This window comes from Falsiporphyromonas endometrii, assembly GCF_042654485.1.
In the GTDB taxonomy this organism is placed as follows: Bacteria; Bacteroidota; Bacteroidia; order Bacteroidales; family Porphyromonadaceae; genus Porphyromonas; species Porphyromonas endometrii.
This window is the reverse complement of record NZ_JBHSGO010000215.1, coordinates 12913-39705: the sequence shown is the minus strand read 5'-3', so window position 1 is coordinate 39705 and position 26793 is coordinate 12913. Positions and strand designations below refer to the sequence as shown.

Annotated in this window: 17 protein-coding genes; 15 read left to right on the top strand and 2 right to left on the bottom strand. The window is 38.6% G+C overall.

Annotated elements, in window-relative coordinates:
- Positions 1-6 precede the first annotated feature (6 nt).
- Positions 7-498 (bottom strand): pyridoxamine 5'-phosphate oxidase family protein, encoded by a 492-nt coding sequence (locus tag ACFO3G_RS09270; protein ID WP_380080183.1) that lies wholly within the window; start codon positions 496-498, stop codon positions 7-9.
- Positions 499-627: 129 nt separating this feature from the next.
- A complete protein-coding gene (locus ACFO3G_RS09265) occupies positions 628-3558 on the bottom strand; it encodes a M16 family metallopeptidase (protein ID WP_380080181.1) in 2931 nt (976 codons plus the stop codon).
- Between the two features lie 322 nt (positions 3559-3880).
- Here ACFO3G_RS09265 and ACFO3G_RS09260 point away from each other — a divergent pair, with 322 nt between their 5' ends.
- The 15 genes from ACFO3G_RS09260 to ACFO3G_RS09190 all read left to right on the top strand — a co-directional run bounded on the left by ACFO3G_RS09260 (position 3881) and on the right by ACFO3G_RS09190 (position 26649).
- On the top strand, positions 3881-4342 hold the full coding sequence (locus tag ACFO3G_RS09260; RefSeq protein WP_380080179.1) for a hypothetical protein: 462 nt from the start codon (positions 3881-3883) through the stop codon (positions 4340-4342).
- A 2-nt stretch (positions 4343-4344) separates the two neighbouring features.
- Positions 4345-5853: an oligosaccharide flippase family protein gene (locus tag ACFO3G_RS09255; RefSeq protein ID WP_380080177.1), complete on the top strand. Its 1509-nt coding sequence runs from the start codon at positions 4345-4347 to the stop codon at positions 5851-5853.
- Between the two features lie 235 nt (positions 5854-6088).
- Entirely contained in the window at positions 6089-7300 is a 1212-nt protein-coding gene (locus ACFO3G_RS09250; protein WP_380080175.1) for a lipoprotein N-acyltransferase Lnb domain-containing protein, read from the top strand.
- On the top strand, positions 7272-8930 hold the full coding sequence (locus ACFO3G_RS09245) for an alkaline phosphatase family protein (protein WP_380080173.1): 1659 nt from the start codon (positions 7272-7274) through the stop codon (positions 8928-8930). The genes ACFO3G_RS09250 and ACFO3G_RS09245 overlap by 29 nt, the downstream gene beginning before the upstream one ends.
- Before the next feature lie 11 nt (positions 8931-8941).
- Positions 8942-12268, top strand: a complete 3327-nt coding sequence (gene secA, locus ACFO3G_RS09240; RefSeq protein ID WP_380080171.1) for a preprotein translocase subunit SecA — start codon at positions 8942-8944, stop codon at positions 12266-12268.
- Between the two features lie 345 nt (positions 12269-12613).
- Entirely contained in the window at positions 12614-13504 is an 891-nt protein-coding gene (locus tag ACFO3G_RS09235; protein WP_380080169.1) for a YicC/YloC family endoribonuclease, read from the top strand.
- 409 nt (positions 13505-13913) lie between these two features.
- Positions 13914-14825, top strand: coding sequence for a dimethylarginine dimethylaminohydrolase family protein (locus ACFO3G_RS09230; RefSeq protein WP_380080167.1), 912 nt, complete (start codon positions 13914-13916; stop codon positions 14823-14825).
- Between the two features lie 72 nt (positions 14826-14897).
- Complete coding sequence (gene radA / locus ACFO3G_RS09225; protein WP_380080165.1) at positions 14898-16277, top strand: DNA repair protein RadA; 1380 nt, start codon at positions 14898-14900, stop codon at positions 16275-16277.
- 175 nt (positions 16278-16452) lie between these two features.
- Positions 16453-20079, top strand: a complete 3627-nt coding sequence (locus tag ACFO3G_RS09220; RefSeq protein WP_380080163.1) for a C10 family peptidase — start codon at positions 16453-16455, stop codon at positions 20077-20079.
- A 144-nt stretch (positions 20080-20223) separates the two neighbouring features.
- A complete protein-coding gene (locus tag ACFO3G_RS09215) occupies positions 20224-20493 on the top strand; it encodes a hypothetical protein (RefSeq protein ID WP_380080161.1) in 270 nt (89 codons plus the stop codon).
- A 696-nt stretch (positions 20494-21189) separates the two neighbouring features.
- Positions 21190-22083: a M48 family metallopeptidase gene (locus ACFO3G_RS09210; RefSeq protein ID WP_380080159.1), complete on the top strand. Its 894-nt coding sequence runs from the start codon at positions 21190-21192 to the stop codon at positions 22081-22083.
- A 279-nt stretch (positions 22084-22362) separates the two neighbouring features.
- The gene (locus ACFO3G_RS09205; protein ID WP_380080157.1) at positions 22363-22635 is read left to right on the top strand and encodes a YtxH domain-containing protein; all 273 of its coding nucleotides are present in this window, start codon (positions 22363-22365) and stop codon (positions 22633-22635) included.
- A 243-nt stretch (positions 22636-22878) separates the two neighbouring features.
- A complete protein-coding gene (locus tag ACFO3G_RS09200; protein ID WP_380080155.1) occupies positions 22879-23310 on the top strand; it encodes a hypothetical protein in 432 nt (143 codons plus the stop codon).
- Positions 23307-23657, top strand: coding sequence for a hypothetical protein (locus tag ACFO3G_RS09195; protein WP_380080153.1), 351 nt, complete (start codon positions 23307-23309; stop codon positions 23655-23657). Before ACFO3G_RS09200 ends, ACFO3G_RS09195 begins: the two co-directional genes overlap by 4 nt.
- Positions 23658-23736: 79 nt before the next feature.
- Positions 23737-26649 (top strand): putative LPS assembly protein LptD, encoded by a 2913-nt coding sequence (locus tag ACFO3G_RS09190; RefSeq protein WP_380080151.1) that lies wholly within the window; start codon positions 23737-23739, stop codon positions 26647-26649.
- Positions 26650-26793: the final 144 nt, after the last annotated feature.

Sequence of the window (26793 nt, the reverse complement as noted above, 5' to 3'; positions counted from 1 at the left end):
GGGGGATTACTTCACCCTTTTTGCCTTGCCACTTATCTCTATGATATCCAATCTGACAATTTCTGTACGGAAGAAAGATTTCGTTGCCATTTTACGCCCGGTTACGATGTCATTGGGGCAGTATTTGCGCATGAAGATCTCTAAAGCATAGAGCTTTTCTTCTTTAGGTAGGTGGCGATATGCATGACATTTTATGACAATGCTTTCGTATGCCGTTGTAAATTTGTTGGGCTTTACCTTCGTCTTGCCAACCACTGTAAAGGAGACATTGGGATTGCAATCAATAGCTTGTAGTTTCTCTCCAACAGGGGCGCAATGAATATAGATACTTCGATCTTTGTCCCACACATAATTGATAGGAATGCCATAAGCACCTTTTGCATCGGGTGTTTGCATGCTCAAAACTCCGTACTCTCCCTCTTGAAGAAGAGTGATTGCCTCTTCCGGTCCAATCAGGCGATCTTGCCTCCTGACTCTACTATTATTGAATAGCTCCATAACAAATAACAGTGCTTCTAAATTGTGCTCTGCAAATATATAAAGCTTGTAGGGATTTTGGTCTGTGTGACAATGAAAAAAGGGTGTGTCCTTTACGAACACACCCTTTTGTAATGATTAACTTGAGGCTTACTTTTCGTTGAAAAGGAAGTTTGGTGTAAGCTTCTTCACTTCACCATATTTCTTCATGTAATCCAAAGGAAGATCTTTTTCGTTTCCAATCAATACATAAGTATAGTTGTTGCCTTTGATCTCTTTGTTGAAGAACGTTACAAGATCTTTGAGAGTCATCTTTTGAACTTCGTCATATACTTGCTTTTCGAGATTGTAGTCAATGCCTAATCTCTGATATGATTCCCAAGTCCAGAAGATGTTGTCACGGTTGATACGTTCGGCTTCGATATCTTTTAGAACAGATATTTTGGCTGTTTCGAAGCTTTTCTCTGCCTCCGGCATATTGGTAACCAAAGCCTCCATTGCAGCAAATGCTTCAGGAAGTTTGTTTACTTGAGTGCCGATGAATGTCACTACATATTGGTAGTCCCCCTTCTTTCGCGCACCGCCATAGTAAGCATATGCTGAGTATGCCAAACTTTTAAGTTCGCGAATATCTTGGAATACGATAGAAGACATGCCTCCACCAAAATAAGCATTGAATAGTCTTGACGCTGCAGCAAGTTTTGGATCGTATTTGTTAACGCGACGAATCATACTCATCTGAGCTTGAACCATATCATAAGTAGCGTAATAGACTTTTCCGCCGGTTGGTATTTGTTCATATTTGACAGCTGTCGGATAATCTTTTGTACCAAGACGATGGTTTTTGGCAATGGCCTGTTTTGCAGCTTTGACCTCATTACCATAGTAGAAAATCTTTTGCTTGTAGTTGCAAAGGTCGTTGATTACCTTGATAAGGTCTTCAGCTTTAAGAGATTTGAGTTGTTCATTGTTCATCTCATCTCTCAAACTTGAATGTTCACCATATTTAGCATAAGTGTTGAGGGCTCCAAAGATGGCATTTTTGTCAGTCAAACGGTCTGTTCTGCTCTTGATGATTTGAGCAACCATAGTGTTGAGAGCTTCTTGGTTTGGCTGTACATTATTTAGAATGTTTTCTACGAGAGCGATGCCTTTGGCCATGCTTTTCTTTATTCCTGTAATGGTGATAGTTGTACGATCTGATCCAACATTGATATTCCAGTTGAGTCCAAGTTTAAAGAACTCTTGATTGATTTGCTCAGGAGTCATGTCTTTAGTACCCAGGTAGTCAATATAGTCGGATGCAAGGTTGAGCAACTTATTGTTGTTTGTACCCATATCAAAGATATAGGAGATATAGAACAAGTCGTTATCCTTGTTGATGATATATTGGAAATCCGTTCCCTTTACCTTACCGGTCTTAATGTCTTTCTTAAAATCAACGAACATAGGTTTGATTTCGGGAGTCTTTTCCTCAAGGATCTTCTTGCCAAAATCAGAAACCGCATTCCTATCTATCTCAAGAGGTGTGATACCCGGATTTTCAACTCGGATTAGATCTTTGTTTTCACCTAACTTCTTGAATACGATAACATAGTTGTTGTTGAAGTTCTTTTGTGCAAACTCCATGATATCCTTCTTGGTGATCTTGCGAAGTTCATCAAGTTCTGCCACTTTGTGTGACCAAGGTCTGTGAGCAATGTAGGTCTCATACATAGCTGTAGCCACATTTGTGATGTTTAGAATACCTTGAGTCTGCTCAAGCTCCATGTTGTTGATAATAGCTTCCATAAGCCAATCGGGGAATTCACCTTTCTTGACTTTTTCTATTTCTTGAAGAGCAAGATCTCTTACCTCTTCCAACGTTTGTCCATCTTTTGGGAAACCGTAAAACTGGAATATGGTATAATTGTTTATGCTCATATCATAACATCCCAAAGCTCTGGCTTTTTGTGTCAGGTTGATGTCCAAGTCAATCAGACCTGCTTTCCCGTTAGATAGGATGCCTTGCATCATCTTGGCTAATAATGCCGTCTTGGTGTCAGCACCTCCATTGAGTCTGTAAGCCATCATGAAAAATTCAGCGTCTTTACTGTATACTGTTTTTTCTACCGGCTTTATGATTGGCTTTTCTGTGGGCCAAGAGATCTGTTTAACATCTTTGGCTTTTTTACTTCCAAAATACTTATCTACGAGTTGGATCGTTTTGTCATAGTCCAAATCTCCAACAAGTACGATGGCGTAGTTATTGGGTACATAGTATTTGTCCCAATACTTATGAATAGCCACCATGGAAGGCGATTTGAGGTGCTCTGAAGTACCTATGGTAGTCTGTGTGCCAAATGGAGTAGTTGGGAAAAGAGACTCCATCATCTCTTTGTTGACCTCTCTGTTGACATTGTCCTGACCCATGTTAAACTCTTCGTATACAGCTTCCAACTCGGTGTGGAAAAGTCTCAAAACAAGTTCATCGAAACGTTCACTTTCAATTTGAAGCCAGCGTTCGAGCTGGTTAGAGGGGATATTATTCTTGTAGACAGTCTCTTCCAACCAGGTATGGGCATTTGTTCCTTGTGCGCCAATTGATGTGGTAAGTCGGTCATATTCATTGGCGGCTACATATTTGGCAGCAATTTGACTGATAGAGTCGATCTGGTGATAAAGTTGCTTGCGAAGTGCCGGATCCTTGGTTGCTTTATGCTTCTCATAAAGATCTGATATTTTCTGAAGTTCGACTTTTTCTTTGTCCCAGTTAAGAGCACCCATTTTGGATGTTCCTTTAAACATCATGTGCTCGAGGTAGTGAGCTAAACCTGTATTGTCGGCCGGGTCATTGGCAGAACCGGTACGAACCGGGATGAATGTTTCAATACGAGGCTCGTCAGTATTTCTACTTAGGTAGACGGTCAGCCCATTTTTCAACGTATACACTCTTGTATGCGTTGGGTCATTTGTTACAGTTTCATAGCGATAGCCATGGTCATCCGTCTTTGTTTCGGTCTTATACTTTTGTGCCGACAGTGTCGGTATAGACAAAAGAAAAGCGAAACCAAGAATAAGATGTGAATACTTAATTTTCATAGTGATTTCCTTTTGTGTATTACAATCAGTGCAAATGTAACGTTTATCTTCGGTACATCAGTGATAATAATATAGATTTAGAGACTGTTTTGATGTTTTTCAAAATGTTTATTTATTAAGGGTAAATAGCATGTTTTTCTTGCTGAGAGGGTACTGCTCTTTGTTCTACCCATACTAAGTAGAGGATTATGCAATCCCTATGTATTACAATAACCCTATCCTTATGAAATGTATTTGCTGTATCTTTTTATAAAGAATATCAGTATAATGAAGGCATATTCTTACCTTTGTAAGATGGATGCGTACAAAAGTTCAAATGAAAATGAAACAGAAGTTTAGTTTGCCACTAAAGGCAAAGATTAAAACCATAGTTATATCTATGATGGTATTGGTTTTGCCATTTGTGTGTCTGTATATTATTTTTGGACGAGAGCTTTTTACCGGTAATCGACCATGGTTGTTGGTCTTGTTCTTAGCCAACTATTCTTTTTTACGAAGTGTCTTTCTGATGCCTGTTTATACGGAACTCTTAGATGACCGTATAGAGGTGAAACTCCTTCTGACAAAGCTGGTTTTCTATTTGCCTCAATGTAAAGTGACAAAGATAGACAAGGATTTTTACAATCATATGACCAAAACATTTAATTCTAAAGGCCTTTTTGGTTATACCTGCAATTTGAGAAGCGAAGATGAGGGGTTTGTTCGTATGTATTGTAGGAATGAAGAAGATTTGGCCCTTGTGGAGACACCTCAAGGCAAGAAGTATATAATTAATTTGATCTAATAATGCCGGGTTCGATAAAATCATTGGTCAAAGACACCGCAGTCTATGGTTTGTCAAGCATTGCCGGGAGATTTCTCAATTGGTTGCTTGTCCCGATGTATACAAATGTCCTTGTGCATACGAGTGACTATGGGATAGTGACCAATCTATATGCTTGGACAGCTCTTTTGATAATTATTCTTACCTATGGTATGGAAACGGGCTTTTTCCGTTTTATCAATAAGGATAGTGATCCACGTTCCGTTTATTCGACCACATTGTGGAGCCTTGGAAGTACTTCGGTGCTTTTTGTCGTTTTGGGGCTTACCTTTCTTACCCCTATTAGTGAACTTCTCAATTATCCCGAGCAACGAGACTGTATAGGCATGCTTATCGTGGTGGTTGCAATGGATGCGTTTATGGCGATTCCGTTTGCTTATCTTCGGTATGCGCAGAGGCCATGGCGATTTGCTATATTGAAGTTTCTCTTCATCTTCTTAAATATTAGCCTCAATCTATTCTTCCTTATCCTGTGTCCATGGCTCATGAAAGTCGCTCCATCTACTGTAGAATGGTTTTATCGTCCGGAAGACCAGGTCAAGTATATTTTCCTTTCTAACCTGTTGGCAGATATCATTTTATTTATTTGCATTCTTCCATATTGTCGTACAGGATTTAAGTTTAGAGGCGATTTGCTGAAGAAGATGCTCAATTATTCGTATCCTATCCTTATCTTAGGAATTGCGGGTAACTTCAATAAGGTGGCAGACAAGATTCTTTTCCCATTGGTTTATCCTAATGCTCATGAAGCTGCCAGTGAACTTGGTATTTATGGAGCTTGCTTCAAAATAGCAGTCGTTATGGTGATGTTTACGCAAGCATTTAGATATGCTTATGAACCTTTCATTTTTAATAAGAAAAAGGGGGAAGATGCCAATGACCGGATGGTCTATGCTGCCGCCATGAAATATTATATCATCTTCGGTTTCTTTATATTCTTGGGCGTGATGGGATATATTGATATCATTAAGTTTTTTGCGGGGAAGGCTTATCATGGTGCTTTAGTGGTAGTACCTTGGGTGATGATGGGTGAATTTATGTTTGGTATTTATTTTAATATTTCTCTTTGGTATAAACTGACCGATCGAACTTATTGGGGTGCTGTTTTTTCTATTATGGGATGTGTCATGACTGTTGTCATTATTATTTTGGGCGTGCCTAAGTATAGCTATATGGCATGTGCATGGGCTTCGGCCATCAGTAATGGCGTTATGATGATAACCTCATATTTACTTGGAAAGAAATATTACAAGGTTCCGTATGATCTGAAGAATGCATTTTTCTACCTTGTACTTGCTGCCCTTTGCTTCGGCATGATTTTGGGTGTTAAGCAGTTCCTTCCTCATAGGCCGGTGCTTGGTATGGTTATTAATACAGTGCCAATTTTTATCTATCTCTTTGTTTTTATCAAAAAAGATCTGGATAAAGCTATGATTCCATCTAAGGTCAGAAGCTTATTAAGAATAAAGTAACATTGGTTTGATATAAAATGTCATTTAACTTTTTTTGATTGGAGATAAAAATCAGACATAATGTCTTTACAGATGCAATCTTCTATACAAGAGAGCATTTATATATAGTAGGTTGTTTGCCATAATTTTGGCGTAAAAACACTTGTTTAGTAAATATTGAATGGAATCATATATCTTTGTTTCCCGCTAATATGGTAAAATAATGAGTAAATTATACCGTTGTAGAAGCGTTTCAATGCTACTTTTAATAGTGCTTGCAATAGTTTCTTCCTTTAACATTTATGCACTTCCAAGGGTAAGCCTTATTGTGGCTTCTCCTATTCCGGAAGAGCCCTATACTCTTTATGGGCATGCCGGTCTTAGGATTCTTGATGCGCAATCCGGAAGAGATGAGGTATATAATTGGGGCGTATTTGATTTTGATAAGCCTGGTTTTGCATGGAATTTTATGATGGGGTATACCGATTATCAAATCGGCAAGTTGCCATCCGACTTTTATATTACCGATTATCTCAAGAGAGGAAGCAATTTGGATGAGATAGTCTTAAATCTTAATGCTGATGAGGTGAGTAGATTAGATAGCCTTCTCAGTATCAATATGCTTCCACAAAACAGAGTTTATAGATACAATTTCTTTTATAACAACTGTGCAACGAAACCACTGGAGATCCTTCAGAAAGCCATGAAAGCAAAACTGGTTTTCCCAAGAATAAAGCGTATTACATATAGAGATCTTATCAATGAAGCCGAATACTCGATGCCATGGTTGATTTTTGGTACAGATTTGGCTGTGGGATCTCCTGCCGATCGTCCTATTTCTGCTGAGCAGGCAATGTTTTTTCCAAAGATGCTGAGCACCTATTTGCCGAAGAGTAAAATTGTATATGACAATGGCTATGCCAAGCCATTTGTTTTAAGCAGACAAACGTTATATTCCCCAATAGGAGAAGAGGCGCAAGAGCAGCTGCACGCCAATCGGATGAATACTCCGGTCGTGTTACTTTTTGCTGTGGCTCTTTTGGGAATGTTGATAGTTTGGAATGTTAGATCGGTGGGTGAGCAAAGTTTTTGGCATAAGTTTGCTCGTCTCTATTCTATAGTTGTGATGGTTGTGGCAGGTTTGACCGGATGTGTTTTGTTTTTCTTGGCTTTTATGTCTGAGCATCCGTGTATGTGGCCTAATGCAAACCTCCTTATCTATCATCCTTTTTATCTATTGATTGCTTTGCCTTTGCTTTTGTGGAAAAAAAGAGGCTCCTTAATTGATAGATGCTTTCATTTCATTATTTTTGTAGCATTGATTGCTTATTTTGCGGTATCAATAGTCTTACTGCAACATATAAGTATTGCCAATTTTGGCAGCGTTTTTGCAATTGCTTCAGTAGCATTGTATAGAATAAGAATAAGTAAATATAAAGATGACAAAACAGGAGAAAAGACGTTCTAAAGCAATCCTTTCGTCGCTTGTGGCTGTATTGGCTGTGGCAGTGAATATGTCACAGACAGTATTGGCGAATGAGCCTCCTAAGCTTGTTGTATGTATTAATGTAGATCAGCTTAGAACAGATCATTTGCTCAACTTTAGGGCTTTGTATGGCGATCAGGGATTTAGGCGACTCCTATCAAATGGTATTGTATATCCATCTGTCGATTTTAACCTTAATCCAATCAATGAATCTTCAGCAATAACCTCTATATATACGGGAACTTATCCGAGTACACATGGGATAACTTCGGATAAAATCTATGACAAAGACTCTCATCAGTACAAGTCTGTCCTATTTGATAAAAGCTATCTGGGCAATTATACTTCGGAGAGATATTCGCCGAAGTCGTTGTTGGTGTCTACCATTGGAGATCAGCTTAAGGATGCATCTTCCGGATTGGCATCGGTCTATTCGATAGCCCCTGATGCCGAGGCAGCAATGCTTAGTGCCGGATCGGAGGCTGATGGTGCATTTTGGATTGACAATACAAGAGGAAAGTGGGCAACTTCTACCTATTACAGCAAGCCGATACCTTGGTTTGTTGACAAACTGAACAACAATCCTTCAGAGAGTTTGTCCGGTAGGATTGGGTCTATCGTATGGAAGCCACTAAAAAAGATTAATGATAAGCTTAGTCCTTATGCGAGGACTCAATCACAGTTTAGCTATCGTATAGGAGGTAATGTTGATCGATATAAGAAAACTCCTCTAATAAATGAGGAGGTCACCCGTCTTGCAAAAGACTTTGTGGAGTACAATGGCTATGAAGTTTCCAATAGACCCAATTTGCTTCTTATTACCTATTCGGCAGCACCTTCGAGTATAGCTGCGGATGATGGTAGTGGAGCAGAGCTACAGGATACATACGTTCGGTTGGATGAACAGGTGGGGCAGTTGTTGAATTCGATTGATCATAAGGTTGGTATCAACAATTGTGTAGTGATGCTTTGTGGTACCGGATATGTTAGAGAGAAAGCACCTAACAGTATCTCCTTAAATGGAACAAAGAAGCGAAGAGTTTTTAGTCCCGAGAGATGCAGAGCTTTGCTCAATATGTATCTTATGGCTGTTTATGGTCAAGGCAATTGGGTCACTTCTTATAGAGATGGCCTTATAACGCTTAATCGTAAGTTGATTGAGGATAAGAAGCTGGATATAGCTGAGGTGCAGCGAAAAGCAGCCAGTTTTGTTTCTGAGATGTCCGGGGTAGACGAATGTATACCCACTTATTTGTTTCACGGAGAAGGAAAGGTTGATTTTGCTGATAATCTGTTGGCTCATTCACTTCACAGCTCGACACAAGCGGATCTTGCGATTACCATTCTGCCGGGATGGCACATAGAAGAGGCGGGGAATGACAACCGAACCGAATATAATCAGAGTCGTTGGTACAACGCTCCATGCGAATCTCCTTTGATTTTTTATGGGGGAAACATAAAGTCTAACAAAGAGTTTAATGCACGAACCTCTGTCCTTAATATTGCACCTACATTAGGTTATATCTTTAGGATCAGACCACCGTGCAATCGTGGTAAGATATTAAATGAAATACTACAACAACAAACTCAAGTTACACAAATAAGAAAATAAAGAATTTATATATGGGATTTAATGAATTTTTATCCAAGTTATTTGGAAATAAATCGCAAAGAGACCTTAAAGAGATAAAGCCTCTTGTTGCAAAAATAAAAGCTGTATTTCCGGAGATTGATGCCTTGTCTGACGATGAACTTCGTGCAAAGACACAGGAACTTCGTAAGCGTATTGACGAATATGTGGCGGAAGACAGGAAAGAGATAGAGGCTATCAAGGCTTCTGTGGAGGGAAAAGATCTTATTGATAGAGAAGAAGACTGGAAAAAGGTTGATAAGCTTGAGGACGAAGTAATGGATAAGCTTGAGGAGGTACTCAATGATGTGATGCCTGAAGCTTTTTCTATTATGAAGAGTACAGCAAGACGCTTTACTGAAAATAGTGAGATCAGAGTCAAAGCAACCCAATTGGATAAGGATCTTGCAGTTGACCATGATTTTGTTACCATCGATGGAGATTACGCTATATACAAGAATCACTGGATGGCGGGAGGTAATGAGATAACCTGGGATATGGTTCATTACGATGTTCAGCTTTTTGGTGGTGTTGTTCTTCACAAAGGAAAAGTTGCAGAGATGGCTACCGGTGAAGGAAAGACTCTTGTCGCTACTTTGCCGGTATTCCTTAATGCCTTGACCGGCAATGGAGTACATGTAGTGACTGTCAATGACTATTTGTCTAAGCGTGACTCGGAATGGATGGGTCCGTTGTATATGTTCCATGGTCTGACTGTCGATTGTATTGATAAGCATCAACCTAACTCAGAAGACAGACGCCGGGCATATAATGCGGATATTACTTTTGGTACCAACAATGAGTTTGGTTTCGACTATCTGCGTGACAACATGGCTATGAGTGCAAAAGATTTGGTTCAACGCAAGCATAACTATGCTATTGTCGACGAGGTGGACTCTGTCCTTATTGATGATGCTCGTACTCCGCTTATTATTTCGGGACCTACTCCTAAAGGGGAAGATCAGCTGTTCGAAGATTACCTTCCCAATGTTGAAAAGGTCGTTGAAGCTCAGAGAAAACTTTGTCAGCAACTTCTTATCGATGCCAAGGCAAAGATGGCGAGCGATGACAAAGAGACTCAAGAAGAGGGATCATTGCTTTTGTATCGCTCTTTCAAGGGGCTTCCAAAGAATAAGCAGCTTATCAAATATCTCAGTGAGCAGGGTATCAAGTCATCTATGCTGAAGACAGAGGAGCTTTATATGGCTGAAAATATGCGTAATATGCATATTGTAACAGACCCTCTTTACTTTATTATAGACGAAAAAAATAATAGTGTTGAGCTTACTGATAAAGGTATTGACCTTCTGACAGCAGGTACAGATGACCCTAAGTTTTTTGTTCTTCCGGATATTGCATCGGAGCTTTCGGATTTGGAAAACAAGGGATATGATCCTCAAACACTTGAAGAGAAAAGAGATGAGGCTCTTGCAAATTACTCGATCAAGAGTGAGCGTGTCCATACAGTAAATCAATTATTGAAAGCTTACGCTCTTTTTGAAAAAGACGATCAATATGTCGTGATGGACAATAAGGTCCTCATTGTGGACGAGCAGACAGGACGTATTATGGATGGTCGCCGTTATTCAGATGGTTTGCATCAAGCTCTTGAGGCCAAAGAGCGTGTGAAGGTAGAGGCGGCTACGCAAACTTTTGCCACTATTACACTTCAGAATTACTTCCGTATGTATCACAAGCTTTCGGGTATGACCGGTACTGCTGAAACAGAAGCAGGTGAGCTATGGGATATATATAAATTGGATGTTGTAGTCATTCCGACCAATAAGCCCATTGCTCGTCATGACATGAATGACCGTATCTATAAGACTGCACGTGAAAAGTATGCTGCTGTAATAGATGAGATTCAAGAACTTATCGATGCCGGAAGACCGGTATTGGTAGGTACAACCAATGTTGAAACGTCAGAGTTGCTTTCGAGAATGCTTCGTCTTAGAGGTATTCAGCACAATGTCCTAAACGCTAAACTGCACCAAAAAGAGGCTGAGATTGTTGCTTTGGCAGGTCAGACCGGTACTGTGACTATCGCTACGAATATGGCAGGTCGTGGTACGGACATTAAGCTTTCTCCGGAAGTGAAGGCTGCCGGAGGTTTGGCTATTATTGGTACTGAGCGACATGAGTCTCGTCGTGTAGACCGTCAGTTGAGAGGTCGTGCCGGTCGTCAGGGAGACCCGGGCTCTTCTGTATTCTTTATTTCGCTTGAAGACCATTTGATGCGTTTGTTTGCTACAGAACGAATCGCATCTATGATGGATAAACTTGGATTTAAAGAGGGTGATGTCCTTGAAAACAAGATGCTTTCAAGATCAGTTGAGAAGGCCCAGAAGAAGGTTGAGGAAAACAACTTTGGTATTCGTAAGCATCTATTGGAATATGATGACGTGATGAATAAACAGCGTGAGGTTGTTTATATCAAGCGTCGCCATGCTTTGATGGGTGAGCGTATCGGTTTGGATGTCTTGAATACCTTGTATGATATGTCCAAATGGATAGGAGATAATTTTGCTGGAACAGATGATTTTCAAGCATTCAAAACAGAGATGATGATTGTCTTTGCAATCGAATCACCCATCTCTGAAGATGAGTTCCGAAAAATTAAGCCCGATGATCTTACCAATAAGATTTTTGATGCTGTTTATCAGGCATTTACTCGTAAGATGAATCTTATTGCAGAGATAGCTTACCCGGTACTTCACAAGGTATACGAAGAGCAGGGTAACAACTACGAACGTATTGTTATTCCAATTACTGATGGTAAGAGGGTGTACAATATTCCATGTAATCTCAAAGAGGCTGACGAAACTCAAGGTAAGGTTATTACCAAAGAATTTCAAAAGATGATTGTCTTATTCTGTATAGATGAGGCATGGAAGGAGCACTTAAGGGAAATGGACGAATTGAGACATTCCGTACAGAATGCTTCTTACGAAAATAAAGATCCACTTCTTATTTATAAGCTTGAGTCTTTTGAACTTTTCAGAGACATGGTAGAGCAGATGAATCGAAAGATGGTTTCTATCTTCATGAGAGCTCGTATTCCTATGCCGGAGAGACAGGATAATGACAGTCGGCGTGTTGAGGTTAAGGAAGCTCAAGCCGAAAGGCGTCAGAGTTCACCCCGTTACAAAGAAACCAAGGATGAGATTCAGCAAAATGCCGATGCCAATAGGCAGGCAATGCAACAGGCTCCGCAACAACCGACACAGCCTATCCATGCCGGCGAGAAGATTGGTCGTAATGATCTTTGTCCTTGTGGAAGTGGTAAGAAGTACAAAAATTGTCACGGAAAGAATCTGTAATGTCTATATATAGAAGGGCTTAACTCTTTCTTTGGACAAGTTGAATAGTATAAGTTGTCATAGGGCATATCTCTACTAATGGTTGAGAAAAGCCTTATGACTTCTTTTATCCCGGATATATCTTTTAGAAGAGATTGAATTTATGAGTTTGTCTTTAGTTGATTTTGTTTCTAACCGAGGAAAAATAGTACGGCTATGAGACAGTTGTTGGAAACTAAATGACACAAATAGCTTGTAAAGATCATTCTTAACTAATGGCATTCGGTAGTTTATCCATACTTTAGTTTGTCAGTGAAATTGATAGGAGTATGGTATCATAATGAGCACATATAAATCTAAATTAAGATGATATTATCAATGACCGGCTTTGGAAAAGCCACGGGTGTTGTAGGGCAAAATAAGGTGACTGTCACAATCAAGTCACTTAACAGTAAGCAAATGGACATCAGCACCAGGATTGCTCCAAAATATAGATCGAAAGAGATTGAACTTCGTTCGATTATAACTAAGAAACTTAAGAGAGGAAAGGTTGAGTTTAACATTCAATTGGATCCTTTGGCTGATGCTGTGGTGGAAGAGCCTTTTAAATCCTCTGTGATACTCCAATATGCCGGCTATATTAAGCATCTTTGTGAGCAACTCAATCAACCTCTTCCATCCAATTTGGTAGAAATTTTGTTGTCGATGCCGGGTACGTATAAGACAAAAGATGATGATCAGAATGATGAGATACCCGAAGAAGAATGGTCTGCATTGTGTCAATTGGTTGAGTCTGCACTTGATGAGGTGGTTGCATTTAGGACGCAGGAGGGTAAAATGCTTGAGAATGTGTTCATGACAAGCATTACTACAATTACTAAGGTTTTGAATGAGGTTGAGAAAATTGAACCGAGTCGTATCGATGCAATTCGTAAGCAATTAGACGATCGCCTCAATCAAATTAATTTGGAAGGTTCTTACGATCAAGGTCGTTTTGAGCAAGAGATTATCTATTATATAGAGAAACTGGATGTCAATGAGGAGAGAAATAGGTTGAGAAACCATTTGGATTACTTTATCGAGACACTTGAAAAAGAGAAAGAGCAAGGGAAGAAATTGGGATTTATTGCACAAGAGATTGGACGAGAGATCAATACACTCGGTTCCAAAAGCAATGATGTGCAAATGCAGCAGCTTGTTGTTCAAATGAAGGATGAGTTAGAGCAAATCAAAGAGCAGGTACTCAATACATTATAAGCCAATAAAGACATCATAATAGAGAGTTGGTAGGGCGTCACCTTAAAATGATATTTAAGAGGTGACGCCTTAATTTTTGCTTAAAATACAATGTCACAAAACATTTTGTAAAACATTGATTCAATGACTTTATTTAGTCAATCTCACTGATCATTTATTTCTTCAAGTCTATGTATTTTCGTTTTTTGCCATTAACTTAGTAGCCGTTATTGGCAAATGTTGGTAGATGGTCTGTCGATTCCGATGGATGTTTGGGTGACACACTGCCACATATGCGAGGTCTTTAAGAGATCTTGAGAAACTGTTTTGGCCAAATAACAACTGTAAAGTCGTTTTCGAAGATTTCTCAAACAAGATCAAAACAGATTCTAAGTAAGTTCATATTTAACAAACACAAAATAATATATCTATGATTAATCCTCACGTTTCTAATGAGACTGCGAAGATAAAAACTGTTGTTTTTGGATTGCCCAATAGAGGTCCTGTTCCATCACTGGAAGAGGCATACGATGCAAAAAGTTATGAGGCTGTGCAAAAGGGAAATTATCCAAGTGAACAGGCTGTAATAGATGAGATGTCAGCGGTCTTGAATGTTTTCAAAAAGTACAATATCGAAGTTTTGAGGCCCAAACAATTGGACCATTACAATCAAATCTTTGCCAGAGATGTTTCATTCGTAATTGACGACACATTATTTGTTGCCAATCTGATTTCTGATAGAGGACTTGAGACAGGAGCTTTTGAAGATATTTTTAAATCTGTAGGTGATTCACTTGAATTGATGGAGGCTCCTATTCGTGCTGAAGGTGGTGATATTATTTTATACAATGATATCCTGTTTGTGGGAACATGCAAAAAGGAAAACTTTGGCAAGTTTAAGACAACTCGAACCAACTACGAAGCTGTTGAGTATTTGAAGTCGAGGTTTCCACATAAACATGTAATACCTATCGAACTAAAAAAATGCGATACTAATCCTACCAAAGGAATTTTACACTTGGATTGTGCTTTCCAACCTGTGGGCAAAGATAAGGCCATAATCTACACCGAAGGTTTTGAAAATAAGAGTGATGCCGGCCTTATGCAGGAGATTTTTGGTAAGAATAATCTTTTTGAGATTACACCTGAAGAGGACTATTATATGAATACCAATATATTCTCTCTTAGTCCGGATTTGGTGATAAGTGAAAGAAACTTCAAGAGACTCAATACACATCTTACCAAAGAGTGGGGGATTGCTGTTGAAGAGGTCCCTTATGCAGAGATTTCTAAGATGGGTGGACTTTTGAGATGCTCAACAATGCCTCTTGTAAGAGAATAATAACTCTTGATTTATTGAATTGTGAATCAGAGGTTCTACATTCCTCTATATGATATATAACTAAGGTTACAAATGGCAAAGACTAAGACTTCTTTTGTTTGCGAAAACTGTGGTGCCGGTTATTCCAAATGGGTTGGCAAATGCTCTGTTTGTGGTGAGTGGAATACAGTTAAGGAAGAGACTCCAATGGTGGAAGATAAGGAGACACCATGGTTGGATCCAAACGAATCGATGTTGAGTGCCAAGCCTCAGTGTCTTAGTGATATATCATATGAGGAAGAGCCTCGAATTGACATGATTGATCCGGAACTTAATCGTGTCTTAGGAGGTGGATTGGTAAGGGGTACTTTTGTACTTTTGGCTGGAGAACCCGGTATTGGTAAGAGCACACTTGTATTGCAGACTATTTTGAATGCTCCACATCTAAAAGCTTTATATGTTTCCGGCGAAGAGAGTGCAAGGCAGTTGAAGTTGCGAGCAGACCGTCTCAGTAATAATCAACAACATTGTCAGGTATTGACGGAGACATGTGTAGAGCATATTTTGGTTGAGTCAAAAAAGATCAACCCTTCATTGCTTGTCATCGATTCTATCCAAACAGTCTACTCTTCTAATAGCGAAAGCTCTCCTGGTTCGGTAGGGCAGATAAGGGAGGTGGCTTCTATTTTATTGAGATATTCCAAAACGACCGGTATTCCTATCATGTTGATTGGACATATTACCAAAGAGGGTAGTATCGCAGGGCCTAAGGTACTGGAGCATATTGTGGATGTAGTCCTTCAGTTTGAAGGAGATAAGCAACATATGTATAGACTGCTGAGGGCTGCAAAAAATAGATTTGGAAGCACAGCAGAGATAGGAATTTATGAGATGATGGGTAAGGGATTGCGCCCTGTGGAGAATCCTTCTGAGCAACTTATCAATAAGAGAAGTTTGGGATTGAGTGGTATTTCTGTAGCCTGTACGATGGAGGGAGCGAGGTCGCTTCTTATCGAGTCTCAAGCTTTAGTCTCAAGTGCTATCTACACCAATCCACAGAGATCGGCTACCGGCTTTGATCTTAGGAGACTCAATATGCTATTGGCTGTATTAGAAAAAAGAAGTGGATTTAGGTTGGTAGAGAAAGATGTATTCTTAAACATTGCCGGAGGAATCAAAACGAATGATCCGGCAGCAGACCTCGCTGTCATCACATCCGTTTTATCTTCAAGTTTGGATATTGCGATAAATCCGGGAGTTTGTCTATGTGGAGAGGTGGGACTTGCGGGAGAAATTCGTGCTGTCAGTCGAATTAGACAGCGAGTCTCAGAAGCCGAAAGATTGGGCTTTGAAACAATTCTTTGTCCTCAAGGCAATGTAGATACTGAAGATTTGTCATTTGCTACAGCAATAAAGGTTATTGGAGTTTCCAAGGTGGAAGATGCTTTTAGGTATCTGTTTACTCAATCTTGATATAAATTATTCTAAATATATTGAGATCGTCTTCTTAATTAAGGGAATGGTGTGCGAAATGTCATTCTCATAGATTTACAAGCATAGTCTTTTTTATGTTTCGCTTTGTATGGATATAAGGTGAGGCAGATCTATTTCGTTACCTTTGGCAAAATTTAATATCAAAATTGATTTTATGACTAGACGATTACCTTTATTCTTATCACTATTTTTGTTTTATGTAGGAGTGGTATTTGCAGCTCCAATATCGTTCGAAAAAGCGAGTGAGAAGGCGTTAGAGTTTTTTGCAAAACAAGGTCTTTACACAAAGTCTTTGCGACAGAATCCTGTAACACTTAAGCTTTATCAGGCTGTTCCGCTTTATAAGACCTCTATGAGAGCCGGGACAGTACAATTGGAAGACCAAATGTCTGCCGAGAAAGCCTTCTATATTTTCAACAATGAAACTGAAGGTGGGTATGTTTTTGTGGCCGGTGATGACGAATTGTATCCTTATATTGCTTATAGCAATGAGGGACGTTTTACATTTGACAATATGCCGACTTATATTCGAGGCTTTATGGATAAATTGCAGGTTGCAGTATCTGTTTTGCTTGCAAATCCACAAAACAAAACAAAGAGCTATCCATGTTCTAAGAGATTGAATGCAAATCATAAAAGCCATGTAGATCCTCTTCTTGGAAAGATTGTTTGGGATCAAGGAGATCCTTGGAACAGACGAACCCCAATAGAAAATGGAAAACATACTCCTGTAGGTTGCGTTGCTACTGCTACAGCTCAGATAATGAAATACCATGAATGGCCGGAAAGTGGGTCCGGTATCGTTGATTACCAAGAAACAAATGGTAGAAAACACAGGGTTAGTTTGAGTTCAAAATATAATTGGAAAATTATGCCCGACAGCATTGGAGAGGATGAAAAAGTTTCTAATGAAGTGGCAGAGACGCTTTCAACACTTTGCTTTCATGTGGGTGTTGCAGAGCATATGAATTATTCATCTCGTGGAAGTGGCACCATAAGTCAATACGTTACAGCTGCATTGCGTAAGTATTTTAAGTACGATAAAAGTGTGCGACAGGTCTTTCGTGAAATGGTTACTCAAGAGCAATGGGAAGAGATGATTCGTACTGAATTGTCCAATGATAGGCCTGTTTACTATGGTGGTTCGGGTTCCGGAGGTGGACACGCCTTTGTCTGTGATGGTTATGATGAGAGAGGTCTCTATCATATCAATTGGGGATGGAGAGGGGTTTCTAATGCCTATTTTAATCTGAATCTTCTTGATCCCGAAAACTTAGGTACAGGTGGCGGCACAGGTGGCGGATTTAGTGAAGGACAAGAAATTATCATCGGCATTCAACCGGACAAAGATGGAACATCAAAAGAACATCTTCCGGAGCTTGTATCAAATCATTTCGAAATCAATGGAGAATCATCAGAGGAAATGGGTGTGAAAATATTTTTATCCACCGGTGCAGAAGAATCTTTTGATGGTCAGTTGACAATAGCAATGAAGAAGGTTAATTCGGATAAGATTGTATACTCGGACAAATGTCTGAATAACTTGCATTTGGGAGTATATACCTTTAAGAAGATTGACATTAAAAAAGCCAAGTTGTTTGATAATGTGGAAGATGGCAAATATGTCGTTTATCCGGTGACCAAGGTTGCTAATTCTGATTGGTATAGACTCTTAACTCCTGTTGGAAAAATAGGAGAGGTTCAGGTCGAATTTTCTGACAATGGGCAATCTATGACTGTTTTAACAACTAAAGTACAACGGCCCAATCTTAGTTATGTAGAGCATTCAACTATAGAAGATCTCAATAGCTATAGTAAGAGTATGATTTCTTTCACATTAAAGAATGATGGCGACTTGGAATTTTATAACAATGTTGTATTGAAAGCTATTAGAGGTTCTCAGGAAACCGATCTGTATTCAGAAAGAATACTTGTAAAGTCGGGTGAGTCTAAACAGATCACTTTGAATATTGATCAACTTCCTATAGCTGAAGGTGAAGTGGCTTTGTCTTTGCAGTACAAAGAAGATGACTACGATCGTACATTCGGCGCTTCTCCAAGTCGAAAGAAAATTAATATTCCATTGGGTTACAAGTTTTATGAAGTTAAGAAGTCTAACCATATTCCGGTTGGCTTTAAATTATCTTTAGGTGGTGATGTTGATCCTCTGTCAGACACATTTATAATGAATCGTAAAGATATTAAGTTGCCCAAAGTCCTTGTTAAGAATATCGGAACCGAAAACAGTTCAAAGATCTGTCTCGGTTTTAACATCATTTATTTTAATAAAGATCGTACAAGTGGCTATATTACGGACAATAAAAATGTTAATCTTGACATGATTGCTGCCGGTGAGATTGTAGAATTGCAGCCTTTCGAAAATAATCTTCCTGCTTTGGAAAAACTTAAGTCGGATGATGTAGATCGCTTTTATCTGACTGTCACAGGTTATTATAGATATGGTGAATACAATGACATTGTTTTTGTGGGTAATAATTCATTCACTTTTAAAATGTCTGACATGGATTACAGCGCCGGCTATAATTATTTTACACTTAGAACAAATAAAGCTATTGGGGACAAGATCTCTATAGCAGCTTCTGATGCCGGCCAATCTTTGTCGTGGATAGATTTAAATAACAATGGCTCATTTGATCCGGGAGAAGAGCTTGATGTAACAGGGCGAAAGACAACATACACTATTGGTTCTCAGGATTTGAAAATCTATACTGAGGCAAAAGTTTTAGATGTAAGTGGCAATCAACTTACAAGACTCAATCTGGGAAACTATTACCTCACAGTGTTGGATTGTAGCAATAATGAATTAGAGAAGATAGATGCTCTATATACCAATGATAAGCTAAATACATTGATTTGCTATGGCAATAAAATTGGTAATAGAATGGATAGGATGGTAAAAGACTTGAATTCGTCAGATATGATGAAGTCTTTTGTTCCCTTTGATGATAGAACTCAAAATGAAGAGAACAAGCTCTCAGAAGAGGCCTATCAGAAAGCATTAGGTAAGCATTGGGGAGTCTTTAAGATTAATGCCAATGGATCTAAAGAGGTATATGTACACGAGAGTATAAAGACGTTTAAAGTGACTTTGTTGCCTGCAGAAAATGGTAGGCTGGCAGTTACAGATCTTGTCAATCTCTCTTCTGTACCTGAAGAAAGTACAATATATATTCAGGCGATACCTGATAAGGGGTACGAATTGGTTTCATTGACTGCCAATGGAGAAGATATTCTAAAAACTAAAGAGGTGAAAGTAACTTCGGATATCGAGATTAAAGCCATATTCAAAAAGCAGGTGTTTAAGGTTGAGCTACAGTCTAATGAACATGGTACGATTGAGGTTTCTGGCGAACAAGATTTGTCTTCTGTACTATACGGAACCAAATTAAAGATCATGGCAAAACCGAATGAAGACTGCAAACTGACTTCTCTTACTGCAAATGATAATGACATATTAGAATCCATGGAAGTTGTCATAGAAGAAAATACCATTATAAAGGCTGTATTTTCATTCTTTGAATCTTTCCAGAATGTAGAATTGGATCAAGTGAAGGTATATCCCAACCCAACAAAGGATTATGTTTATGTATCAAATCTTAAAGCTGGAGAACATATTTATTTGTTTGATATGAACGGAAGACTCATTAAAGCAATCGAAATAGTTGCTGATGGTGTAGCAAAAGTAGATGTTTCAATGCTGTCTACCGGATCTTATTTGATCAAAACTAACAAGTCAATCGTTAGATTTGATATTAGATAAGTCGTTGTCTTTAAGAAGTAGATCCTAAATCTATATGGGCTATGCAATGATATTGATGTTGCATAGCCCATTTTTAATCAACCATGTATAATTGCCAAAGATGATTCTTTTTAGTACCTTAGTCATTGATTAATAATACAAACCATGGAGATAAGCATATTACTTACCATACTTTTGATAGTCATTTCGCTTGGCGGATTATTCCTCCAAGGGGGTAAGATATATCTTATCAACAAGGAACATATCGATGACTCGTTAAGCATCAATTATGATCTCAATAATGCTTCTTCACGATTGGCTGTGAAGCTCGTCTTAAGAGGGCTTTATTTGTTAAATAATGTTATCTCAAATGGTGCTCAAAAAGCTACCAAAACAGCACTAATCCAACTTCAAAATTATAAATTCGAGGGTTAGGATCACCTGACCTTCTTCGCTACTTTGTCCGTTTTATAGTACGAAATAGGCTTTCTTTATGCGCTATTTTAACAAATAAGCTCGCGCGAGAAGCAATCTAATCTCGCGCGACTTTCGATCCGTTGTCGCGCGACCTTGACATGCGAAGTCGCGCTACTTCAAATGCAACCTCGCGCGAGTTCACTTTCAAAGTAGCGCGAGGATAGATTGCAAGTCGCGCGATCTTCCAAAAAAGGCGGCCTGAAAGCTATTTTTAAGTGAGCGAAATGGTAGATTAAGAATGCTGTATATATAATTTAACAAATAACGATGCTAATTAATTGGTCTTATTTAGCTCTTTGAAGGGAAATGACTACTTTTTGAGGTTAAAAATGGCTTGTTTTTATGATGTACAGCGGATGTATATGTTTTACATTATTTATCTAATTAAATGCAATTTTTAAAGAAAAGGTGCAAATGTATTTATTGCAAAAGTGGCCAGTTTATCCATATACTTCGATCTATCCTGTGAATATATTTTGTGAATATATTTATGGTTTTATGTAAGTCATAGTTATAATTCAAAATATTACTTTTGTCTGTTGAGAGAAGGTTGAACCTCTTAAGCTCAGATATTTTCTAAGCAATAAAATCAAAATAGGCTCTGAGTTTAGACTTCACATCTTATAGTTGTTATTTAGAAATAAGTAATTGTATATGAATAAAATAGGTAGAATATTAGTCTCTTTGGCTTTAGGCGGTCTCTTTCTTACCTCCTGTAGCGTTGTGCCAATAACCGGAAGAAGGCAATTAAGCTTGGTTCCCGATACAGAAATCATGCAGAGCAGCTTGGCTCAATACCGGAGTTTTGTCAATCAAGCTCCTCGTTCGCGCAACACAACATATAATGCGATGGTTGATCGTGTGGGGAGGAAAGTTGCGGCTGCTACTGATGCCTTCCTTAGAAAGAATAATATGGCTTCGATGGCTAATCAAATGCAGTGGGAGTTTAACACAATCGAGAGTAATCAGATCAATGCTTTCTGTATGCCGGGCGGTAAGATTGTAGTGTATACAGGACTTCTGAAACTTGTTAATTCGGATGACGAATTGGCTTGTGTCATTGGTCATGAAGTTAGTCATGCCGTGGCAAAACATTCGAATGAGAGACTTAGCCAGGAGGTGCTAAGACAGCTTGGTGGTCAAGTACTTGGTGTTGCTGTCTCTAATAAAAATGCTGCTCTTCAACAGGTAATAGGTCAAGCTTATGGATTGGGAACGCAATTGTTTGTTGCTTTGCCTTATGGAAGAAAGCAAGAATATGAAGCCGATAAGATGGGCTTGGTTTTTATGACTATGGCAGGATATAATCCTAATGCAGCCATCAATTTTTGGAAAAAGATGAGTGCCAAGTCTGGCGGAAATCAAAATGAGTTGTTAAGTACTCACCCCAGTGATGCTCATAGGATTGCTGAACTGCAAAAATATATGCCTGAAGCATTGAAGTATGCTCCTCAAGGAGGTCCATCTAAGATTCAGCAGAACTCAGTCAATTCAAATAAGGGCGGCTCCGGCAAAAAGTCTAAAACAAGTGATAAGTGGCATTTCTAAAAGTAATTGCTTCAGTAGTTTTGTTATTAAGTCTCAAAATGGGAGCTGTTTGAAGGTGAAACATATAAGTTTGAACTGTGCAGAAGGTTGTTCCTAACATTATTGATTATCAAATAGGTAAAGGAATATTTTTTATTATTTGATGCTACATTTTCAAAAAGTTGCATTATCTTTACGCTATATAGCTCTGATGAGTATTGTGGCTATAGAATATGCTGAGGATGTCAGCGCTTTCAAAATGAGAAATATAAATGTTTAATTATAATTTGGAGGATTTGTATGGCAAATAGAAATGGTGGTAAATTTACCCTTGGACTAATCATAGGTGCGGCTGCCGGAGCAGCAATTGCATATTTCATGGATCAGGAGAAACGCGAACATTTTGTTGAAGGTGTTTCGTATACAGCTGAGAAGATGAAAGATGGCATTGTTGAAGGTTATTATGATGCCAAAGAGCGTTATATTAAATACAAAAACAAACTTACTCGCAGTACAGAAGATCTCATCTCTAAGATAGAAGATGCTGATCCGGATGAAGACATAGATGCTTAATTAGTCCTCTGTGCTCATAGATAATAGAATTGCACTACATAGGGGCTGTCTTACTTCGGAAGACAGTCCCTATCATATTATAAGAAGGGTTATCTTGAAATGTCCTATATTGCAACTTCAAGAAGTTGTTTTTGATGTGATTGGGTGGAATTGATTCAATTAGATCAATCCGGACTGAATCTATTCTTTTTAATATTCTTATGTACAACTATCCTTATTGAAGGAGGTAAAAAATATACACTTATGAATGACAATAAAACATATAAACCCAAATACTTAGATAGTATTAAACGATATGTCTCTTCCTATGTCGATAGCGCATTGTACAGTTTGGGAGATCTTTTGGTCAAATTTAATCTTACCACTACTCGGTTAGTTGTTATTATCCTATTCGTTGTCAGTATACTTTTGTTTTTGGGTATAGGCTTTTCATTTGCAATATCAGAGTGGTTTGCTTTGCCTACATATGCCGGTTTCTTTATTATGGCTGCATGTTTGGCTGTATTACTTGTGGTTATATTGTTTTTGCTTAGAGGAAAGAAGGACAAACTTGGCAATTTCTTTGCCAATATCATTCTAAACGGGATCGAACAGATTAGAAGTTCTATCCACGATATCAACGATTCGAAGGTAATATCTATTGAGAATAAACCCAAAGAGGAGGAGAAGAAATGAATTATACTTATCAAGAACTTCTAAGACGAAAGGAAGAAGCAATCAAAAGGCGTCAGTTGGCTTCCAAAGAGATTAGTAGAGGGGTGCAATACATCAATGACAATTTGGGTAATATTGTTGCTGATGGCATTGACAGTCGGTTCCCGGACAATATAATTGCAAAAATCTTCTCAAATAGTTTACGGAACAATCGAAAAGAGAATGAGGATGCTTGCAATTATCCCCCAAAAACTAATAAGTTTGTTTCGCTTTTACAGCAAGGGTTGACTTGGTCTTCTCCTTACTTATTGTCTTTTGGTCTGGGCTTTATCAAAAGACGTATCAGAAGAAAGTTTAGAAGGAAATAAGGTTATAATGCTTATCCTTCGATAAAAGAGATTACCTTTGCTAGTCCGCATGGGATGACTTGTGCTGGCAGGTAGATTAGTGATTAAGATTAATTTGAGATTGACTGTGCATACATTATTTGGATCAAGGATAACAAAGTTGGGGGCATTGATTATGCTCACCCTTGTTTGCTCTCTAATCCTAACAGCTTGTGTCAATCGCAAACTAAAGAATAACAATGCATTAAAAGATAATCTTCCTCCCAAAATAGAATCACAAGACTCTTCTTCCATCCTTTCAAAAGTTGATACTGCAGTTATCAATACGGTCGACTCGACTTCTGACAAATCGATAAAAAACTTAAGTGACAGTACCTCTATTGTTCGTAAGGATTCATCCAAGACTTTAGGGCCAAGAATGATCGAAGATCCTCAATTTAAGGAGATTATAGATTATTCCGCTCAAGATTCGATGGTGCTGATAAAGAATAAAGAGGCCTTTTTTTATGGTCCAAGTAAAGTGGTGTACCAGGACAAGGAGATGGGGGCCAACTTTATGAAGATGGACATGGATAGTTCTCTTGTTTATGCCAGGTATACGGTTGATCAGAACGGTGATCCTGAAAATTTCCCCACATTTAAAGATGGAGGTACAGAATACCAGGCAAAAACAATGAACTATAACTTCGATACTCAGAAAGGGTATATCGAGGGAGTTGTTACTCAGCAGGGCGAAGGATACGTCACGGCAGCAGCCACAAAGAAGATGCCTGATAATATCATGTATATGTGTGATGGTAAGTACACTACATGTGATCATGTTGAGCATCCACACTTCTATATTGCTCTTACCAAGGCAAAAGTTCGTCCAAATAAGAATATTGTTGCGGGACCGGCTTATCTTGTCATCGCAGATGTCCCAATCTATCTGTTGGGTTTGCCATTTGGCTTTTTCCCATTTACCAATAAAAACTCGTCCGGTATTATTCCTCCCAGCTATGGAGAGGAAAGTCAAAGAGGTTTCTATTTGAGAAACGGTGGTTATTACTTTGCATTCAATGATTATATTGATTTGACTGTAACCGGAGATATCTATTCAAAGGGATCATGGGCATTAAATACACAAAGTCAATATCGCAAACGCTATAAGTTTAGTGGAAGTATTGATGCCGGTTATTTGGTTACGGTTAACGGTTATACCTTCGAGAAGGATGTTTATTCCAAAGCCAAAGACTTCCATATCAATTGGACTCATACTCAAGATCCCAAGGCAAATCCTAATAGTAACTTCTCGGCCGGGGTAAATTTCTCCACCAGTACTTATGATAGAAACTCTATTAATGGCATCTTTGGTCCGGGGCAGTCTTATGCGCAAAATACGAAGAGTTCGAACATCAACTATAGACATACATTTGCAGGTACCCCTTGGAGTATTTCTACCTCCTTTAATATCACTCAACGTACCAGTGACAATACAATTGCCGTGACATTGCCGGATATGAATATCGCAATGAATTCCATTTATCCGTTTAAGAGAAAAAAACGAGTTGGTGCCGAGAGATGGTATGAAAAGATCAGACTATCTTACAATGGACAACTTACCAATACAATTACAACTAAGGAAAATAAGCTCTTTAAGTCCAGTTTGCTCAAAGATTGGGACAACGGAATGACCCATAGAATACCTATTGATGCAACCTTTACATTGTTTAATTATCTCAATGTGACGCCGTCGATCAATTATAATGAGCGATGGTATTCTAAGAAGGAAAATAGAGCATATAATCCAAGTACCAATAGAATTGAGGTTGTGGATACAAGCTATGGCTTTTATAGAACGTGGGATTTTAGTACGGCGATGAGCTTATCTACGACATTGTATGGCTTTTATAAACCTTGGAAATTCTTGTTTGGAGATAAGGTTTCTGTAATTAGACACAGAGTCTCTCCCTCCGTTTCGTTTTCATATTCACCGGACTTTTCGGATCCATTCTTCAAAGCTTATAAAGAGATTACTTATAAGGACAAAGATGGAAATATCCATCATGAAAAATATTCTCCTTTCCAGAATCAACGGATTGGTTATCCCGGAATGGGTAAGCAGGCCAATATCAGTTATTCTTTTTCTAACAATATAGAGGCAAAGGTGAGAAGTGATCAAGATTCGACGGGATTCAAAAAGATTAGTATTATAGATGACTTTACTTGGAGCCAATCCTATAATGCTGCGGCCGATTCATTGAAGTTTAGCAATATCAATGCCTCTCTTAGATTGAAATTGCCCGGCAACTTCAACCTGTCGCTAAGTGGAACTTTTGACCCATATGTTTATAAGACCTATAAAGGTGCCGATGGAAACAAAGGATACTATAAGTCAAACAAACTTATGCTTTTTGCCGGTAAGGGCATTGGATCTTTGATCTCTACCGGAACCTCCTTTAGCTATACCTTTAGCAATGATAAGTTTTCTGAATGGTTTGGTAAGAAGGATAAGTCAAAAGGAAAGAAAAAGAATCAAAAAACAGAGTCTGATGAAGATACGGATACAGAAGACGAATCTACCGATAAATCTGAGAGCAAAAGCTTAGGAGATCTATTGGGAAATAAGGACAAAGATACCGGTGATTATGATGCCGATGGATATCTTAAGAATCAGTTTAGATGGAGCCTTACTTTCAACTATTCTGTAAACTATGGAAGAAGTGACTTTAATTTTGATAAGGAGCGATTTAACTATAAACTGACCCACAATCTGAGTTTTAACAGCAGTATCAATCCGACAAAGAATTGGAGTATCAATATGAATGGTAACTATAACTTCGATCTTAAGAAGATTACAAACTTGCAGTTTGGAATCACGAGAGATATGCACTGTTGGGCAATTACAGCCGGATTTATCCCTATTGGCTTCTATAAATCTTACAATATCATGATATCAGTCAAGAGTAGCTTGCTACAAGATCTTAAGTGGCAGGAAACTAGTGCACCTAAGTACGGTAACGATTGGTACTGATACAAATGCAAAGAAAACAAAGTGGCTGACAAGATATGAAAGTGTGAGAAGCCCTTTCCTAATGACAGCCCTTTCCAAATAAAGCAATCGCTATCATTGAGACTTACTCTTTGATAGCGATTGTTCTTTACAAATGATTGTGTG